This window comes from Streptomyces sp. NPDC055239 (assembly GCF_053606205.1).
In genome coordinates this window covers 325,957-343,090 of sequence record NZ_JBSGRD010000001.1, presented here as the reverse complement: position 1 = coordinate 343,090, position 17,134 = coordinate 325,957, and the positions used below count along the sequence as shown (strand labels likewise).

Below are 17,134 nucleotides of genomic sequence, written 5' to 3'. Positions count from 1 at the left end.
CGAACTGGGCCCGTTCCGGTACTCGATCAAGTGACATACCGGTTGGTACGCTCAACCGCCCCTTCGATCACACCAGTTGGGAGGCACCATGCGTACCCGTATCAGACGCCTGACGGCCCTGGGAATCAGTCTGTTGACCGCCGCGGCGTTTCTGCCGTCGTCCGCCGCCACGGCGGGCGCGGCACAAGCGCGCGGCGACGCCCGCCCGTCGGGCGGCGGCCTGTCCGCCACCGTCCGCTACACCCAGTACGGCATTCCGCACATCCTCGCCAAGGACTACGAGAACCTCGGCTTCGGCACCGGCTGGGCGCAGGCCACCGACCAGGTGTGCACCCTCGCCGAGGGCTACGCCACCGTGCGCGGCGAGCGCTCACGCTACTTCGGCGCCGACGGCAAGCCCGACGGCTCGCTGTCATCGGCGACCACGAACCTCTCCAGCGACCTCTACTTCGGCGGCGTCCGCGACACGCACACGGTGGAGAAGCTTCTCGAGCAGCCCGCCCCCGCAGGGCCGAGCGCCACGTCGAAGAAGCTGATGCGCGGCTTCGCGGCCGGCTACAACGCCTGGCTGAAGCAGAACCGCGTCACCGACCCGGCCTGCGAGGGCGCCAAGTGGCTGCGCCCGATCACCGCTCTGGACGTGGCCCGGCAGGGCTTCGCCGTCCAGGTTCTGGGCGGTCAGGGGCGCGGCATAGACGGCATCACCGCGGCGCGGCCGCCGAGCGCGACCGCCCCGGACCGCGCACCTGACCCCGAGCGCACCGCGAAGGAGGCGCGCAAGCTCTTCTCGGCCGACGAGGCCGTCATGGGTTCCAACGCCGTCGCGTTCAGCGGGAGGACCACCGCGAACGGCAAGGGCCTGCTGCTCGGCAATCCGCACTACCCCTGGCAGGGTGGCCGCCGCTTCTGGCAGTCGCAGCAGACCATCCCCGGTGAGCTGAACGTCTCGGGCGGTTCCCTGGTCGGTACGAGCGTCGTCAACATCGGCTTCAACGGCGATGTGGCGTGGAGTCACACGGTGGCGTCCGGCGTGACCCTCAACCTGCATCAGCTCACACTGGATCCGGCCGACCCCACCACCTACCTGGTGGACGGCAAGCCGGAGAAGATGACGAAGCGGACGGTCGAGGTGCCGGTCAAGAACGGCGCTCCGGTGACCCGCACGCAGTGGTGGACGCGGTACGGTCCGGTCACCACCGACCTCGGCGCCCAGCTCCCGCTGCCCTGGTCGGCGAAGACCGCGTACGCCCTGAACGACCCCAACGCCACGAACATGCGCGGCAGCGACACCGACCTCGGCTTCGGCAAGGCCCGCTCCACCGACGGCATCCTGAAGGCCCTGCGCGACACCCAGGGCCTCCCCTGGGTCAACACCGTGGCCGCCGACCGCAAGGGCCACTCGCTCCTCAGCCAGTCCCAGGTCCTTCCCCGCATCACCGACGACCTGGCCGAGCGCTGCTCCACCGGTCTGGGCAAGGTGACGTACCCGGCGTCGGGCGTGGCCGTGCTCGACGGCTCGCGGAGCGACTGCGCGCTCGGCTCGGACAAGGACGCTGTCCAGCCCGGCGTCTTCGGCCCGTCGAAGATGCCCACCCTCAGAGACGCCCCGTACGCGGAGAACTCCAACGACAGCGCCTGGCTCACCAACGCCGAGCAGCCGATCACGGGCTACGAGCGGGTCTTCGGCACGATCGGCACGCAGCGCTCCATGCGGACGCGCGGCGCCGTCGAGGATGTCGCCAAGATGGCGAAGAAGGGCGGCCTGACGGTCAAGGACCTCCAGAAGCAGCAGTTCGCGAACAGGGCGCCCGCGGGCGACCTGGCCGCCGCCGACGCGGCACGCGCGTGTGCCGCGCTGCCCGGCGGCGCCGCGACCGGCAGCGACGGGCGGTCCGTCGACGTACGCAAGGCCTGTGCCGTCCTCAAGGCCTGGGATCGCAGCATGAACACGGACAGCAGGGGGGCGCTGCTCTTCGACCGGTTCTGGCGCAAGCTCGTCGTCGCCGTGCCGAACGCCCAGCTGTGGAAGGTGCCGTTCTCCGCCACGGACCCGGTGCGTACCCCGAACACCCTCAACACGGCCGCGCCGGGCTTCGCGACCGCGCTCGCCGACGCGGTGACCGAGCTGAGCGGGGCGGGCATCGCGCTCGACGCGCCGCTGGGCAGGAACCAGTTCGTCGTACGCGGCTCGGAGCGGCTGCCGGTCTCCGGCGGCACGGAGTCGATCGGCGTGTGGAACAAGGTCGAGCCGGTCTGGGACGCGAAGGGCGGCGGCTACACCGAGGTCGCGCACGGGTCGAGCCACATCCAGGCGGTCGGCTGGGACAAGGGGCGCTGCCCGCAGGCGCGCACGCTTCTCACCTACTCGCAGTCGTCGAATCCGAACTCGCCGCACTATCGCGATCAGACGCGGTTGTACTCCGATGAACGCTGGGTCACTTCTCGGTTCTGCGAGGCGGATATTCTGCGTGATCCTGGGCTGAAGGTGGTCAAGGTGCGGGGGGCTGCCGTGCCGCGTTGACTGACACAGGGCCACCCGCGTCGAGCTCGACGCGGGTGGCCCTGCTTCGTGTTGTTCCTGCGGGCCGGTGGGGGCTTGTCGCGCAGTTCCCCGCGCCCCTGAGGGCGCTTTACAGCGTCCGCTCCCGTCCCTCCCAGTAAGGCTCCCGCAGCCGTCGCTTGTAGAGCTTTCCGTTCGGGTCGCGTGGCATGGTCTCGATGAAGTCGACGCTCTTGGGGCGCTTGTAGCCCGCGAGTTGGCGCTCGCAGTGGTCGAGGATGTCGGCGGCGAGCGCGTCGCCCGCCGTGTGGCCGTCCGCCACCTCCACGACCGCCTTGACCTGCTCGCCCCACTCGTCGTGCGGGATGCCGAACGCGGCGGCGTCCGCGACGGCGGGGTGGGTGAGCAGCGCGGACTCGATCTCCGCGGGGTAGATGTTGACACCGCCCGAGATGATCATGTCGATCTTGCGGTCGCGGAGGTAGAGGTAGCCGTCCTCGTCGAGGTAGCCGAGGTCGCCGACCGTGAAGAAGTCGCCGATGCGGTTCTTCTTCGTCTTGGACTCGTCCTTGTGGTACGAGAACCCGCCGGTGCTCATCTTCATGTAGACGGTGCCGAGTTCACCCGGAGCCAGCCGATTGCCGTCGTCGTCGAAGACGGCGAGTTCGCTGATGGGCCACGCCTTGCCGACGGTGCCGGGCCGCTTCAGCCAGTCCTGCGCGGTGGCGAAGGAGCCGCCGCCCTCGCTGGCCGCGTAGTACTCCTCGACGCACTCGCCCCACCACTCGATCATCGCCCGTTTGACGTGGTCGGGGCAGGGCGCGGCGCCGTGGATGGCGTGGCGCATCGACGACACGTCGTACGCCGCCTTCGTCGCGTCCGACAGCGCGAGGAGGCGGTGGAACTGGGTGGGCACCATGTGGGTGTGCGTGCACTTGTACGTGTCGATGAGGCGGAGCATCTCCTCGGGCGTCCACTTGTCCATCAGGACCAGGGGGTGGCCGATGTGCAGGGCGGCGCCCGCGAACTGGAGGACCGCGGTGTGGTAGAGCGGCGAGCAGACGAGGTGCACGTTGCCGTCGAAGGGCTTGACGCCGAAGATGCCGAGGAAGCCGCCTAGGTAGGACTCCTCGGGGAGCTTCCCCGACAGCGGGCGCCGGATGCCGCGCGGGCGTCCCGTGGTGCCCGAGGTGTAGTTCATGACCCAGCCGAGGGTGCGTTGGCCGGGCGCGGACTCCGGTTGTCCGGCGAGGAGTTCGGCGTACGGGCGGAAGCCGGAAACCTCACCCACCGAGTAACGGTGGGTGGCCGGGAGCTTCGCCTCGTCGGCGGCGTGGGTCGCCGCCTGCGCGAACCGCTCGTGCGCGATGAGCACCTTGGCCCCGGAGTCGGCGACGATCCAGGCGATCTCGGGTCCGACCAGGTGGTGGTTGACCGGGACGAGATAGAGACCGGCCTGCGAGGCCGCCAGATACGCGGTGAGGAGCTCGACGCCGTTGGGCAGCACGACGGCGAAGGCGTCACCGCGTTCGAGGCCCGCGGCGCGCAGCCCGTGGACGAGCTGGTTGGTCGCCGCGTGCAGGCGCCGCGCGGTCCACTCCTCGCCGTCAGGTGCGATCAGTACCGTGCGGTCCGGGTCCGCTTCGGCCTGCGCCCAGAAACCGTTGGGGGGCGTACTGCCCGGCGTACTGCTCATAAGGACCTCTCCTCCGTCGTCTCGTCAGTCGCGACCGGCGTCGTCTCGTCAGTCGCGTCCGGCTATGCGGTTCACACGGTCGATGGCGCGCTCGAAACCGCGGGTCAGCTCGTCGAAGACCACCTGGACGCTGCGTTCGCTGTTCATCCGGCCGACGATCTGCCCGACCGGCGTGCCGAGCAGCGCCTGGACCTCGTACTTCTGGATGCGCGAGACCGCCTCGGCGACCAGAAGCCCTTGCAGCGGCATGGGCAGCGTGCCGGGTCCGTCCGGGTCGTCCCAGGCGTCGGTCCATTCGGTGCGCAGCTGGCGTGCGGGTTTGCCCGTGAGGGCGCGCGAGCGGACCGTGTCGCCCGAGCCCGCCGCCAGGAGCTTCTCGGTGAGCGCCCGCGAGTGCATGTCGGCCTCTGTCGTGGTGAGCCAGAGAGAGCCGAGCCACACGCCCTGCGCGCCGAGCGCGAACGCCGCCGCGATCTGGTCGCCGCTCCCGATGCCGCCCGCCGCGAGCACCGGCAGCGGCGCCACGGCCTCGACGGCTTCCGGTGTCAGGACCATGGAGGCGATCTCGCCGGTGTGGCCGCCCGCCTCGTAGCCCTGCGCGACGACGATGTCGATGCCCGCGTCCGCGTGCTTCTGCGCATGCCGGGCGCTGCCCGCGAGCGCGGCGACCAGTACGTCGTGGTCGTGGGCGCGCTGGATGACGTCGGCGGGCGGTGAACCGAGCGCGTTGGCGAGCAGCTTGATCGGATATCCGAAGGCGACGTCGAGCTGGTTGCGGGCGACCTGCTCCATCCATCCGGTGATGCGCCAGCCGGAAGCTTCGCCTTCGGCCAGTTCGGGTACGCCGTACTTACCGAGGGTGTCCTTGACGAACTGCCGGTGGCCTTCGGGGATCATCGCCTCGACATCGGACTCGCTCACCCCCTCGACCTTCTTCGCGGGCATCACGACATCGAGTCCGTAGGGCCGGTCATCGACGTGCTCCTGCATCCAGTCGAGATCCCGGGCCAGCTCTTCGGGCGCCGTGTAGCGGACCGCGCCGAGCACACCGAATCCGCCCGCCCTGCTGATGGCGGCCGCCACCGCCGGGAAGGGCGTGAAGCCGAAGATGGCGTGCTCGATCCCCAGTTTCCTGCTCAGGTCTGTCTGCATGGCCGCAGGATGCCGCAGCCGTCCGGACGACGGAAGAGATTTTCTGATGCAGTGTCAGATCTTTGCCGGGCGCCCGTGGTTGACAGGACTCTGCGCTGACATGAAAGTTTCAGCAGTTTCTTGTGATCCCGAAAGATAATTTCAGTGCGGGAGAGTTTCAGGAGGGGAACGGTCATGGCCGAGGACAGCGGGGCGGCGGACAGAGCGGGCGGCGGTCTCAGCCGACGCCAACTGGGCGCGCGGGTAGTGGCATTGGGCGGCGCGCTGGCCCTTGTCCCGTTCCCGGCGGGTCCTGCCGCAGCGGCGGCGGGCTCTGCCGCGACGGGCTCCGCGACCGGCGCCGGGCGTCCGACGCTGCGTCCCGGCACCCCCGAGCGTGCCGGGCTGCTCGCCGGGCATCTGCGGCAACTGGTCGCCGACGCCGAGAAGTTCCTCGACCCCTCGCCCAAGCACCCCTGGTACGCGGGCGCCGTCCTGCTCGCGGGCCGCGGCGGCACGGTCGCGCTGCACCAGCCCATCGGCAAGGCGGTGCGCTATGCGGCGTACGACGAGAAGACCGACACCGGAACCGAGCTGCCGGCCGACCGGCAGATCGCGATGGCCAAGGACACCGTCTTCGATCTCGCCTCGGTCTCCAAGCTGTTCACCTCACTGCTCGCGGTGCAGCAGATCGAGCGCGGCAAGCTGGAGCTCGAGGCGAAGGTCGCCACGTACCTCCCCGACTTCGGGGGCGCCGGCAAACAGGACGTCACCGTCCGCCAGCTCCTCACCCACACCTCGGGATTCCGCGCCTGGATCCCCCTGTACAAGGAGCCCACGCGCGAGGGCCAACTGCGCCTCATCTGGCAGGAGGCGCTCCTCAACCCGCCGGGCACCAAGTATCTGTACTCCGACCTGAACCTGATCTCCCTCCAGCTGGTCCTCGAAGAAATCACGGGCCGCCGTCTGGACGCACTGCTCCACGACGAGATCACCGCTCCGCTCGGAATGCACCGCACCCGCTACAACCCGCCCGCCGCCTGGCAGCCGAAGATCGCCGCCACCGAGGACGCCCGGCTGCCCTGGTCGGGCCTTGACCGCGGCATGGTGTGGGGCGAGGTGCACGACGAGAACGCCTTCGGCCTCGGCGGGATCGCGGGGCACGCGGGCGTCTTCTCCTGCGCCTGGGACCTCGCGATCCTCGGGCGCACGCTGCTCAACGGCGGGGTCTACGGCCACGCCCGCATCCTCTCCGAGAAGTCCGTGAAGCTGATGTTCACCGACTTCAACACCGCCTTCCCCGGCGACGAGCACGGCCTGGGCTTCGAGCTCTACCAGCACTGGTACATGGGCGCGATGGCGACGCCGCGCACCGCGGGCCACACGGGATTCACCGGCACGTCCCTCGTCCTGGACCCGACGACCGACTCCTTCCTCGTCGTCCTCGGCAACTCCGTCCACCCGGTGCGCAGTTGGCGCTCCGGCTCGGCGCCCCGGGTGGCGACGGCGAACCGTATGGCACGCGCCGTTCCGGTACGTCCCACGCACGGGCGCACCGCGTGGTTCTCCGGCATGGCGAACGCGGCATCCGCCACCCTCACCCTGCCGCCGCTCACCCTCACCACGGACCGGGCGACGCTGCGGTGCGAGCTGTGGTGGGACACAGAGCCTGGCTCCGACCAGCTGTCCCTGGAGGCCTCGCGCGACGACGGCGCGACGTGGCAGCCGGTGCCTTTCACGACGCGGCACAGGGGCTCGGATCCTCGCCCGCACCCCGACGGCACCGCTTCCGGCTGGTCGGGGCGCGTCTGGCACCGGCTCACCGCGGACCTCTCGCAGCTGCGGGGCGAGCGGGTGCGCCTTCGCTGGCGGTACGCGACGGATCAGCTCTACGTGGGGCGTGGCGCGTACGCCGACGGGCTGCGGGTCGAGGACGGCCGCCGTACGGTCTTCGACGAGGCGCGGCCCGCCGACGCGGCGCGCATCGAGGCGGTGGGGTGGGCTCCCTCGGCCGACTGAGGCCCGCTACTCCCCCAGCGCGGCCATCGCCGCGTTGTGCCCGGGGATGCCGCTGACCCCGCCGCCGCGCACGGCGCCCGCCCCGCACAGCAGAACGTTCGCGTGCCGCGTCTCCACGCCCCAGCGCCCGGTGTCGTCCTGGGCGTAGGGGAAGGCGAGGTCGCGGTGGAAGATGTTGCCGCCGGGCAGACGCAGGTCGCGTTCCAGGTCGAGCGGGGTCTTGGCCTCGATGCAGGGGCTGCCGTCCGCGTCGGTGGCCAGGCAGTCGGCGAGGGGCTCGGCCAGGTGGGCGTCCAGCTGCGCCAGGGTCGACTTGAGCAGTTCGGCCCGTACGGCGTCGTTGTCGTGGGCGAAGAGACGCGCGGGCGTGTGCAGTCCGAAGAGCGTGAGGGTCTGGAAGCCGCGCTCGACGAGGTCGGGGGCGAGGATGCTGGGGTCCGTGAGGGAGTGGCAGTAGATCTCGGACGGTGGTGCGGAGGGCAGCTCTCCGGCCGCGGCCTGGACGTACGCGGTTGCCAGCTCCCCGTATCCCTCGCCGATGTGGAAGGTCCCGGCGAAGGCCTCGTGCGGGTCCACCGAGGTGTCGCGCAGTCTCGGCAGGCGTTCGAGCAGCATGTTGACCTTGAGCTGGGCGCCCTCGGCAGGGTCGGGGGGCGTGTCGCCGACGAGGGCGGCGAGCTCCTGCGGCGAGGCGTTGACCAGGACGTGCCGTGCGGCGACGGTGGCTTCGCGCTCGGGCGTGCGGTACGTGACCTCGGCGCTCTGTCCGTCCGACTCGATGTGGATGACCTCGTGGTCGGTGGCGAGTTCGGCGCCCGCCGCGCGGGCAGCCTGGGCGAGGGCGCCGGTGAGCGCGCCCATGCCGCCGACGGGCACGTTCCAGTCGCCGGTGCCGCCGCCGATGACGTGGTAGAGGAAGCAGCGGTTCTGGCGCAGGGACAAGTCGTGGGCGTCGGCGAACGTGCCGATGAGGGCGTCGGTGAGCACCACTCCGCGCACCAGGTCGTCCTGAAACCGCTCCTCGATGGCGGCGCCGATGGGCTCTTCGAACAGCGTCCGCCAGGCGGTCTCGTCACCGACCCGCTCGCGCAGTGCGTCGCGCGTGGGCAGGGGTTCGGTGAGCGTGGGGAACACCCGCCCCGCGACCTCACCCGTCATGGCGTAGAACTCCCGCCAGGCCTCGTACTCCCGCGGGCCGCCGGTGAGCCGTTCGAACGCGTCCCTGGTGCGCGCTTCGCCGCCGCCCACGAGCAGTCCGGCCGGACGCCCGTCGCGCTCGGTCGGGGTGTAGGAGGAGACCGTGCGGGTGCGCACTCTGAAGTCCAGGTCGAGGTCCCTGACGATCTTCCGCGGCAGGAGGCTGACCAGGTACGAGTAGCGCGAGAGCCGGGCGTCGACACCGGCGAAGGGGCGGCTGGAGACGGCGGCGCCACCGGTGCCCGAGAGACGCTCCAGGAGCAGGACGGAGCGTCCGGCGCGGGCGAGATAGGCGGCGGCGACGAGTCCGTTGTGACCACCGCCGACGATGACGGCGTCGTATCGATCGCGAGGAGTCATAGCCCTTACTAACACGAGCCCCCGCCGCGTGGTGCGATTGTCGGACCCCCGGCCCCTTCGGCGCCGTCAGCGCCCGCCGGACGCCCGCTGCTGGCGCAGCGCCGCAACCCGCCGGTAGAGCTCGACCGCCTCGGTGCCGCGGCCCAGCTGCTCCAGGCAGTGCGCCTCGTCGTTGCGGCTGGCCAGGGCGTCGGGGTGATCGGCGCCGAGTACCTGTTCGCGGGCTGCGGCGACGCGGCGGTACTCGGTGAGGGCGTCGGCCCAGCGGCCGAGCCAGCCCAGGCCCACGGCCACCTCGCGGCGGCTGACCAGGGTGTCCGGGTGGTCGCCGCCCAGGACGCGTTCGCGGATCGCGCAGACGTCACGGGCCTCGGCGAGGGCTTCCTCCCAGCGGCCCTGGCGGCCGAGGTTGACGCCGAGGCCGTGCCGGGCGCGCAGGGTCTCGGGGTCGGAGGGGCCGTTCACACGGGTGCGGTCGTCGATCAGGTCGCGGTACAGCTCCAGGGCCTCACCGCTGCGGCCGAGGCGGCCGAGGCTGATCCCCACCTCGTAGCGCGCGGCGAGGGTGTCGGGGTGGTCGCCGCCGAGCGCCCGGCCGCGCGCGTCGGCGACCTCGCGATACGTCTGGAGCGCCTCGGGCCAGCGCCCCAACTGGCCGAGGGCGTAGGCGACTTCGTAGCGCGTGACGAGGGTGTCGGGGTGGGTGGCGCCCAGGACGCGCGCGCGGGCCGTCGCCACCTCGCGGGCCAGTTGGTAGGAGTCCTCCAGGCGGCCGAGCCTGCTGAGGTTGTACGCCAGGTTGTGGCGGCAGCGCAGGGTGTCGGGGTGATCGGCGCCCGCGGTGCGCTCCCGCACGGCGAGAACCGCCGTGTACGTCTGGTGGGCCTCGAAGTGCCGCCCCAACTGCCCCAGTACGTACGCCATTTCCTGGCGGGCGGCGAGCGTGTCGGGGTGCTCGGTGCCGAGCGTGCGTTCCCTGCCCTGCGCGACGCGCCCGTACTCCCGCAGGGCGTCGGCCGCCCGTCCGGTGCGGCTGAGGGTGAACCCCACTTCGTAACGGCTTGCGAGCGTGTCCGGATGATCGGGGCCAAGGGCGTGCTCCCGCTCGGCGGCCACCGCGCGGTGCACCTCGCCCGCCTCGGCCCAACGGCCCAGGCGCCCCAGGCTCAGGCCCGCGTTGTGCCTGCTGACGAGGGTGGCGACCACCTCTGGTGACGGCGTGGGCCGTTCGGGCTGGCGCGGCGCCGCGGCCCGGCGTGCGTCGGTGCGCGGGATCCACTCGCCGGTCAGGCCCGCCGCCGCGTCGGGCGGTGTCGTGCGCAGCGCGGGCGCGCCGTTCGCCTTGTGCCCGGTCGTCATGCCGCGGGTCCACGAGGGGAGGCGCGGCTCGCGCGAGGGCGGCTGCTCCGGGCGGCGCGCGGGCGGGGTGACGACGGTCGGGACGTACGAGGGGACGGTGCGGCCCGCGACGATGCGGCGCCCCAGCTCGCGGGCGTCGTCGGGACGCTCGTCGGGTTCCTTGGCGAGCAGGTCGAGGACGATCTTCTCGAAGTACTCGGGGAGTTCGTCGCGGTGCGTGCGCGGCGGCTCGGGCTGCGTGTCGCGGTGGCCGACGAGTACGGCCCAGGCGTCCTCCAGATCGAAGGGCGGCGCCCCCGTGGCGATCTCGTACAGGACGCACCCGAAGGAGTAGAGGTCACTGCGCTGGTCGACCTGGGCGCCGCTGATCTGCTCGGGCGACATGTAGTGCGGTGTGCCCATCGCGATGCCCGTGCCGGTCAGGCGCGAGGTGAAGCCGATGTCGTGGCCGAGCCGTGCGATGCCGAAGTCGCAGATCTTCACCGTGCCGTCGTTGAGCCGCATGATGTTCGCGGGCTTCAGGTCCCGGTGCACGATGCCCTGTTCATGGGTGTATGCGAGCGCGGCGGCGACCTGGTCGGCGATCTCCACGACGTCCGGAACGGGCAGCGGATGCTGTTTGTTGTCCTCGAGGAGCTGACTGAGGTTGCGCCCTTCGAGCAGTTCCATGACCAGATACAGGACGCCGTCGTGCTCCCCGAAGTCGTGTACGACGGTGACGCCGCGGTGCTGCAGCGCCGCCGCCACGCGCGCCTCGCGCCGGAACCTCTCGCGCAGGACGCGCGTGAAGGACTGATCGTGCTGCGGTCCCATCGGCTTGAGGCACTTCACGGCGACCCTGCGCCCGAGGGACTCGTCGCGCGCACGCCACACCTCGCCCATGCCGCCGCGCCCGATCAGGTCCAGCAGCCGGTACCGGCCCTGGATCAGCCTGGTGTCCGCCATCTCCCGCCGTCGCCCCCGTTGCCTCGCTTCGCCCTCCCCGGCCTGTCCAGTATGGCTGCCCGTCTGTCGAGTTTGTACGGGGCAGGCCGCGCGCCGGGGCCGAGCCTGGCCATGGCCCGCAGAATGTGTTTCGGGGGAAGTTGCCAGCGTATACGCGCGGGGACGGTGCGCAGGATGGTGCCCGTGGTGACAAGGCGCCGGGTCACGGTGGCGGGCGGCGGGGCCGTCCTGCCGTACAGCTCGTGGGCGTAGGGCGGCAGCGAGGCGTACGCCAGATTCGCCACGCGCCGCCACAGCAGGGCGCGCGCCGGAACCAACAGGGGGTGGGTCGGGGGGCGTTGGAGGAAGTCGTCGACATCGCGCGCCTCGGGCCCGGCGGCCAGTTCGGGCCGCACCCGCTCGAAGTACGCGGCGAGTTCGGCGCCCGACGCCGGTACGTCGGCGGGGTCGAGGCCGACGAGGCGGGCGCTCTCCCGGTGTTCGTCGACATACCGGTCGGCGAGCTCGTCGGTCAGGCGGAATCCGGACCGGCGTGCGACGTGGAGATAGGAGTCGATCTCGGCGCAGTGCACCCAGAGCAGCAGCTCGGGCTCGTCTACGCCGTACCGCTCCCCCGTGTCGGGGTCGGTGGCCTTGAGCATCGTGTGGATCTTCCGCACCCGCGCGCCCGCCTGCTCGGCGACTTCGGTCGTGCCGTACGTGGTGGTGCCCACGAAGCTCGCGGTACGCATGAGGCGGCCCCAGGCGTCTTTTCGGAAGTCGGAGTTCTGCATGACGCCGCGGACCGCGCGGGGGTGCAGGGCCTGGAGATACAGGGCGCGGATCCCCGCGACCCACATCATCGGGTCGCCGTGCATCTGCCAGGTCACGGACGAGGGACCGAAGAGCCCCGGGTCCCCGGCCACCGGCTCTCCCGCAACCGGGTCTCCCGCCGCCGGATGCCCCGATGAGGATGTCTCGCGCATACAACCACCTCCTCATCGCAGGCTACGCCGCAGCCGCCGGCCCCGACGGTCAGCGAACGGTGGTCAGGTACGAGATGACCATGTCCCCCAGCATCGTCCGGTAGTGCTCGCGGCGAGGTGCCTCGGTGAGGTCGCGGCCGAAGAGCGCGTGGAACGTGTGCCGGTTGGAGACCCGGAAGAAGCAGAACGAGCTGATCATCGCGTGCAGGTCCACGGCGTCCACCTCGGCGGTGAACACGCCCTGCTCGCGCCCGGCTTCGAGGATCGAGGCGATGATGTCGATCGCGGGAGAGCTGAGGGAGGCCAGAATCGGCGAGGCACCGATGTGCTTCGCCTCGTGGATGTTCTCGATGCTGACGAGGCGGATGAAGTCCGGGTGTGCCTCGTGGTGGTCGAAGGTGACCTCGGCGAGGCGGCGGATGGCGGACACCGGGTCGAGATGCCCGACGTCGAGCTGCTGCTCCTCCTGCCGGATGACCGTGTACGCCCGCTCGAGGACCGCGGTGAACAGCTGGTCCTTGCTGCCGAAGTAGTAGTAGATCATCCGCTTCGTGGTCCGCATACGGGCGGCGATCTCGTCCACCCTGGCCCCCGCGTATCCCATGCGGGCGAACTCCTCGGTCGCCACATCGAGGATCTCCCCCTGGGTACGGGCCGCGTCCCGGGTTCGCTTGGCGGGCGGGGACGACGGGGGGACGGCGGCGGCCATGCGGCTCCTCAGGGCGGACTTTCCGGCGCCGGTCAGTCTAATGCTGGTGAAGATGACGGCTGGAGATGACGGCTAATGCTGGTGAAGGTGCTGGGCGGCGAGCCGTACGGCGGCGTTCTGGGCCCCGTATCCCCGGTAGCCGTCCGTGCGCTGCACCAACTCGAAGAAGACCCGGCCGACGGTGGCGGTGTAGCAGTGCAGGAACTCGCCGTTCTCGTCACGGTCGTAGAGGATGCCGAGCTCCGCCAGCGTGGCCAGGCGCTCCGGATCCAGCTCGTGGCGGGCGTCGAGGTCGTCGTAGTAGTTGGCGGGGATCGGCAGCAGGCCCGCGCCGCCTTCCCGTACGCGCCGGGCGACTCCGACGATGTCGTCCGTCGCGAGGGCGATGTGCTGGAGGCGGGCGGCGTCGGCGTCCGGCGCCGGAGCGATGTTGAGGACGATGCGCACACCGCCGTCGGGCGACGCCACGGCCCGGCTGCGTACGAGTCCGTAGGGGTCCGCCAGGTCGAGGCTGTCGTCCGCCTCCAGGCCGAGGACCCCCCGATGGAACAGCGATGCCTCGTCGAACTGGTGCCAGGGCTGGGTGAGGGCGATGTGGTCGATGCGGCGGATGGCCTCGGACGGTTCTTTCCGCTCCCGCGACGGGGCGCGCGACGGTACGTCGGTGAAGTCACCGGTCCAGCTGGGGTGGTCGGGCTGCTCCGTGCGGCAGAAGAAGACCTCCGTGCCGTCGGGTGCGGCAACCGCGTCGAGCGGTGCGTCGAGCGACGCCCTGCGGCGCGGCACCACGGGTGCGAGCACCGCCTCGGCGCGCCGTGCGGCTCGGTCCGGGTCGGGGGTCTCCACGCCGATGGCAGTCAGTTCCGGACCCTGACGACGGCTGCTGACACCGGTGTTGAGCAGAATCCGGGCCTCCCCCTGCTGCCACAGCTCGACCGGCTTCCAGGTGTGCCGTGCGGTGTGGGCGAAGCCGAGAGCCCCGAGCACTCCGCGCAGCGGTTCGGTGTCGGCCGCGGTCAACTCGGCGAAGGCGAAGCCGGAGGGCACCGCCGCGGTGGGGAGCGCGGACAGACCGGCCGACTCCTCCAGCAGGAGCAGCGAGCGGAGCGCGTCGACGGCGGTGGAGGCCGCCCCCGCCTGCCGGAAGACGTCGTTGAACACTTCGAGCGACAGGGGCCCTTGGTACCCGGCCCGTACCGTCGCGGCCACCAGAGGGGCGAGATCGAAGCCGCCCTGGCCGGGGAAGCAGCGGTAGTGCCTGCTCCACTGCAGGACGTCCATGGCCATGAGCGGCGCGTCCGCCAGTTGCAGGAAGAAGATCTTCTCGCCGGGGATGTCCGCGATGCCCTTGGGGTCGGAATCACGGGAGAGGATGTGGAAGCTGTCGAGGCAGGTGCCGAGGGCAGGATGGTCCGCCTGTTCGACGATGCGCCAGGCATGGTCGTACGTGCTGACATGCCGGCCCCAGGCAAGCGCCTCGTAGGCGATACGGATGCCGTGGTCCGCCGCTCGGTCGGCGAGGAGTCGTAGCTGCTCGGCGGCGAGCGCGTCGTCGTCGACCGCGTCGGGGGCGACGCTGGAGCAGACGAGGAGCAGGTCAGCACCGAGGCGCTCCATCACGGCGAACTTGCGTTCCGCGCGCCGCAGATTGCGGGCGAGGATATCGGCGGGGACGGCCTCGAAGTCTCGGAACGGCTGGTAGAGGTCGATGCCCAGGCCAAGATCCGCGCAGCGCAGCCGTACCTCCTCGGGGCTGAGCGGGCCGCCGAGCAGATCGTTCTCGAAGATCTCCACACCGTCGAATCCGGCGGTGGCGATGGCGGTGAGCTTCTCGGACAGCGGACCGCTGAGCGAGACAGTGGCGATCGATTTACGCATGGTGTCCTCCTGTCGGGCCGACAGCTGTGTCAGGCCGGGGAAGCGGCCAGATCGCCGAAGTCGGCGAGCATCGGTCCGGTGTGCGGTTCGAGTCCGGTGAAGAGCCGGAAGGCGTCGGCCGCCTGGAAGACGGCCATGCCGCCGCCGTCGAGGGTGCGGCAGCCGATGGCGCGGGCCTCGCGCAACAGCTCGGTCTCCAGCGGCCGGTAGACGACTTCGGCCACCCAGAGGCCGGGCCTGAGCAGATCGACCGGCAGGGGCAGGCCCGGGTGGGCGACCATGCCGGTCGGTGTGGCGTGGACCAGGCCGTCCGCGACGGCGAGGAGCTCGGGCGTCGCACCGCTCGGCGCGGACACCGCACGGCCGGGCCCGAAGCGCGCGGTGAGCGCGGTGGCGAGAGCGGCGGCACGGGCCGGGTCGGTGTCGACCAGGGTGACCCGGTCGACACCGAGGTTGAGCAGGGCGTGCGCCACGGCGGCGCCCGCCCCGCCCGCGCCGAGCTGTACGACGTCACCGGTCGGTGCGTCGGCAAGGCCCCGGGCGAAGGACTGGGCGAATCCGGTGGCATCGGTGTTGTGCCCGACGGCGCGTCCGCCCCTGAAGACGACGGTGTTCACGGCGCCGAGCTCGGCGGCCTCGGGGGCGAGCTCGTCCAGGTGCTCGATGACCAGCTGCTTGCAGGGGTGGGTGATGTTCAGCCCGTCGAAGCCGAGTCGGTGGGCGGCGTGCACCAGTTCGCCGACGGCCTCGGGCGCGACGCCGAGCACGTCGATGTCGAGCGTGCGGTAGACGAGGCGCACTCCGTGCCGGTCCGCCTCGCGTTCGTGCAGGGCGGGGCTCAGGGAGGGGCCGATACCGGAGCCGATCAGGCCGGTGAGGTAAGAGGTCATCACGAGTTCCTGTAGGTCAGCCAGGGCAGCTTGGCACGGTTGATCACGATGTCGCGGTGGGCGCGACGGGCGCGACGGGTGCGGAGGGCTCCGCAGGGCTTCAGAGGGCGGCGGCTTCGGGCTCCGCCGTCGGCGTCTTCGTGTCCCCGGTGCGCACGCCAAGATCGGCCGTGGGTACCCGGTGTGTCTCACGCCCGGTGGCCACGGCGATCGCGCAGATCGCGCAGAAGGCGGCGGTGAACATCGCGACGCCGAGCCAGTTGTCACCGTCGGGGCCCGCGATCTGTGCCGCGAAGGTCACCGCGAAACCGGCGACGGCGAACCCGATCTGGGTGCCGACGGCCATGCCCGAGAGGCGGACCCTGGCGGGGAACATCTCGCCGTAGAACGAGGGCCAGATGCCGTTGGCCGCGCTGTAGACGACTCCGAAGAGGAGCAGTCCCGTCGCGAAGACCAGCGGGTAGCTGCCGGTCGAGATCGCCCACAGGTAGGCGAAGATCATCACCCCGCTGCCGAGTGCCCCGATGAGGAAGACGGGCTTGCGGCCGATCCGGTCCGAGAGCCTGGCCCAGAGCGGGATGGCGAGCAGGGCCACCGCGTTGGCGCTGCCCGCGACCCAGAGCATGCCCGTCTTGTCGAGGCCGACCGCGTCGCTCGTGGCGTACGAGAGGGCCCAGACGGAGAAGATCGTGCTGACCGTCGCGATCAGTGCCGCCGCGACCACCCGCAGCACGTCGGCCCAGTGGTTGCTGAGCAGTTCCGCCAGCGGCATCTTGGCCACGTTCCTGTCGGCCGAGACCTGCTGGAAGACGGGGGTCTCCTCCAGGGTGCGGCGGATGACGTATCCGGCGACGGCGACGACGGCGCTCAGCAGGAACGGAATGCGCCAACCCCAGCTGTACAGCTGGTCGTCCGGCAGTGCGGCTACCGGCAGGAACACCAGGGTCGCGAGGAGCTGACCGGCCTGGGTCCCGTTGAGGGTGAAGCTCGTGTAGTAGCCGCGCCGGTCCTCCGGCGCGTGTTCGAGGGTCATCGCGTTCGCGCTTGCCTGCTCTCCGGCCGCGGACAGGCCCTGGAACACCCGCATCAGCACGAGCAGCACCGGAGCGACGGTGCCGACCTGCGCGTACGTGGGCAGACAGCCGATGAGGAAGGTGGAGAGGCCCATCAGGATCAGCGTCCAGACCATGATCTTGCGACGGCCGAGCCGGTCACCGAAGTGGCCGAGAACCAGGGCCCCGAGGGGGCGGGCCGCGTACGCGACGCCGAAGGTCGCGAGGGAGATCAGGGTGGCGGTGGCCGGGTCGTCCGGGTCGAAGAAGACCTTGGGGAAGACCAGGGCCGCGGCGCTGCCGTAGATGAAGAAGTCGTAGTACTCGAGCGCGCTGCCGATCCAGGCGGCGAAGGCGGCCTTGCGTGGCCTGCCCTGGGGCGGTGGCGTGGCCGATGCCTGGTCGGCCTGCGGGTGAGCGGACACGTGAACTC

The 17,134-nt window shown here is 71.1% G+C and carries 11 protein-coding genes; 2 read left to right on the top strand and 9 right to left on the bottom strand.

The annotated features are described in order from the left end of the window. Positions 1 to 88 precede the first annotated feature (88 nt). Entirely contained in the window at positions 89 to 2,521 is a 2,433-nt protein-coding gene (locus ACWFRJ_RS01430; protein ID WP_453523845.1) for a penicillin acylase family protein, read from the top strand. A 109-nt stretch (positions 2,522 to 2,630) separates the two neighbouring features. On the opposite strand, the gene ACWFRJ_RS01425 is transcribed toward ACWFRJ_RS01430, so the two are convergent. After that, the gene (locus tag ACWFRJ_RS01425) at positions 2,631 to 4,196 is read right to left on the bottom strand and encodes an acyl-CoA synthetase (RefSeq protein WP_453523842.1); all 1,566 of its coding nucleotides are present in this window, start codon (positions 4,194 to 4,196) and stop codon (positions 2,631 to 2,633) included. A gap of 48 nt (positions 4,197 to 4,244) precedes the next feature. After that, the gene (locus ACWFRJ_RS01420) at positions 4,245 to 5,348 is read right to left on the bottom strand and encodes an NAD(P)H-dependent flavin oxidoreductase (protein WP_453523839.1); all 1,104 of its coding nucleotides are present in this window, start codon (positions 5,346 to 5,348) and stop codon (positions 4,245 to 4,247) included. A 174-nt stretch (positions 5,349 to 5,522) separates the two neighbouring features. Here ACWFRJ_RS01420 and ACWFRJ_RS01415 point away from each other — a divergent pair, with 174 nt between their 5' ends. Beyond that, the gene (locus ACWFRJ_RS01415) at positions 5,523 to 7,346 is read left to right on the top strand and encodes a serine hydrolase (RefSeq protein WP_453523836.1); all 1,824 of its coding nucleotides are present in this window, start codon (positions 5,523 to 5,525) and stop codon (positions 7,344 to 7,346) included. A gap of 6 nt (positions 7,347 to 7,352) precedes the next feature. On the opposite strand, the gene ACWFRJ_RS01410 is transcribed toward ACWFRJ_RS01415, so the two are convergent. The 7 genes from ACWFRJ_RS01410 to ACWFRJ_RS01380 form a co-directional block, all read right to left on the bottom strand. Next, the gene (locus ACWFRJ_RS01410) at positions 7,353 to 8,903 is read right to left on the bottom strand and encodes a phytoene desaturase family protein (protein ID WP_453523833.1); all 1,551 of its coding nucleotides are present in this window, start codon (positions 8,901 to 8,903) and stop codon (positions 7,353 to 7,355) included. Between the two features lie 66 nt (positions 8,904 to 8,969). Further along, positions 8,970 to 11,207 carry a tetratricopeptide repeat protein gene (locus tag ACWFRJ_RS01405; RefSeq protein WP_453523830.1) on the bottom strand — a complete coding sequence of 746 codons (2,238 nt, stop codon included), beginning with the start codon at positions 11,205 to 11,207 and terminating at the stop codon, positions 8,970 to 8,972. Beyond that, positions 11,189 to 12,064 (bottom strand): oxygenase MpaB family protein, encoded by an 876-nt coding sequence (locus ACWFRJ_RS01400; RefSeq protein WP_453525032.1) that lies wholly within the window; start codon positions 12,062 to 12,064, stop codon positions 11,189 to 11,191. Before ACWFRJ_RS01400 ends, ACWFRJ_RS01405 begins: the two co-directional genes overlap by 19 nt. 157 nt (positions 12,065 to 12,221) lie before the next feature. After that, complete coding sequence (locus ACWFRJ_RS01395) at positions 12,222 to 12,881, bottom strand: TetR/AcrR family transcriptional regulator (protein WP_453523827.1); 660 nt, start codon at positions 12,879 to 12,881, stop codon at positions 12,222 to 12,224. Between the two features lie 72 nt (positions 12,882 to 12,953). Next, positions 12,954 to 14,759: a bifunctional sugar phosphate isomerase/epimerase/4-hydroxyphenylpyruvate dioxygenase family protein gene (locus ACWFRJ_RS01390; protein ID WP_453523824.1), complete on the bottom strand. Its 1,806-nt coding sequence runs from the start codon at positions 14,757 to 14,759 to the stop codon at positions 12,954 to 12,956. A gap of 29 nt (positions 14,760 to 14,788) precedes the next feature. Beyond that, the gene (locus ACWFRJ_RS01385) at positions 14,789 to 15,649 is read right to left on the bottom strand and encodes a shikimate dehydrogenase (protein WP_453523821.1); all 861 of its coding nucleotides are present in this window, start codon (positions 15,647 to 15,649) and stop codon (positions 14,789 to 14,791) included. 100 nt (positions 15,650 to 15,749) lie between these two features. Continuing rightward, positions 15,750 to 17,126 carry an MFS transporter gene (locus ACWFRJ_RS01380; RefSeq protein WP_453523818.1) on the bottom strand — a complete coding sequence of 459 codons (1,377 nt, stop codon included), beginning with the start codon at positions 17,124 to 17,126 and terminating at the stop codon, positions 15,750 to 15,752. Positions 17,127 to 17,134 lie beyond the last annotated feature (8 nt).